This window comes from Xanthobacter oligotrophicus, assembly GCF_008364685.1.
Lineage (GTDB): Bacteria > Pseudomonadota > Alphaproteobacteria > Rhizobiales > Xanthobacteraceae > Xanthobacter > Xanthobacter oligotrophicus.
The window spans coordinates 1-1222 of the sequence record NZ_VTTL01000030.1; the positions used below are offsets into that span (position 1 = coordinate 1).

The 1222-nt window shown below is 67.7% G+C and carries 1 protein-coding gene and 1 pseudogene; both read left to right on the plus strand.

Translation table 11 applies throughout. The features are described 5' to 3' along the window. Positions 1–513, plus strand: a pseudogene (locus FZ033_RS23885) (acetaldehyde dehydrogenase (acetylating)); the annotation flags it as partial. Further along, positions 513–1222, plus strand: a 710-nt coding sequence (dmpG, locus tag FZ033_RS23890) for a 4-hydroxy-2-oxovalerate aldolase (RefSeq protein ID WP_149578555.1), incomplete at its 3' end; no start/stop codon positions are given. The pseudogene FZ033_RS23885 and the gene dmpG, both read left to right, overlap by 1 nt.

Sequence of the window (1222 nt, forward strand, 5' to 3'; positions counted from 1 at the left end):
GCGGTGAAGCGCCTCGTCTACGGGGAGATCGTCGCCTCCATCTCCTCGAAGTCCGCCGGCCCGGGCACGCGTGCGAACATCGACGAATTCACTGAGACGACCTCGAAGGCCATCGAGGTGCTGGGCGGGGCCGAGCGGGGCAAGGCGGTGATCATCCTCAATCCCGCCGAGCCGCCCCTCATCATGCGCGACACGGTCTTCACCCTGAGCCAGGGCGGCGACCGCGACGCCATCGAGGCCTCCATCCTGGAGATGGCCGAGACGGTGAAGACATACGTGCCCGGTTATCGCCTGAAGCAGAAGGTGCAGTTCGAGGTCATCGGCGACAACGCGCCGGTGCGCATCCCCGGCATCGGAACCGCCTCGGGCCTCAAGACCACCATCCTGCTCGAGGTGGAGGGCGCCGCCCACTATCTGCCGGCCTATGCCGGCAACCTCGACATCATGACCTCTGCCGCGCTGGTGACCGCCGATCGCTGGGCCGCGCGCAGGCTTGCGAAGGAGGCCGCGTGATGGCCCGTCCCAATAAAGACAAGCTCTATATCCAGGACGTGACCCTGCGCGACGGCATGCATGCCGTCCGCCACCAGTATTCGCTGGAGACCACGCGGGCCATCGCCCGGGCCCTCGACCGGGCCAGGGTGGACGCCATCGAGATCAGCCACGGCGACGGCCTCACCGGCTCCACCTTCAACTACGGCTTCGGCGCCCATGATGACGCCGAATGGATCGCCGCGGTGGCGCAGGAATGCAGCCATGCCGTGGTCACCGTGCTGCTCATTCCGGGCATCGGCACGGTGCACGATCTCAAGCATGCCTATGAGGCCGGCGCGCGCTCGGTGCGCGTGTGCACCCATTGCACCGAGGCCGACGTGTCGCGCCAGCATATCGAGGCGGCGCGGGAACTCGGCATGGACACGGCGACCTTCCTGATGATGGCGCACATGATCCCGCCCGAGGCGCTCGCGGAGCAGGCGAAGCTCATGGAGAGCTACGGCGCGGAATGCGTCTATGTGACGGATTCCGCCGGCGCCCTGCTGCCGGAAGACTATACGGCGCGGGTGAAGACGCTGCGGGACGCACTCAAGCCAGAGACGGAAATCGGCGTCCACACCCACCACAACCTCACGCTCGGCATCGCCAATGCGGTGGCGGGGATCGAGGCCGGCGCCGTGCGCGTGGATGCCTCCCTTGCCGGCATGGGCGCCGGGGCGGGCAATGC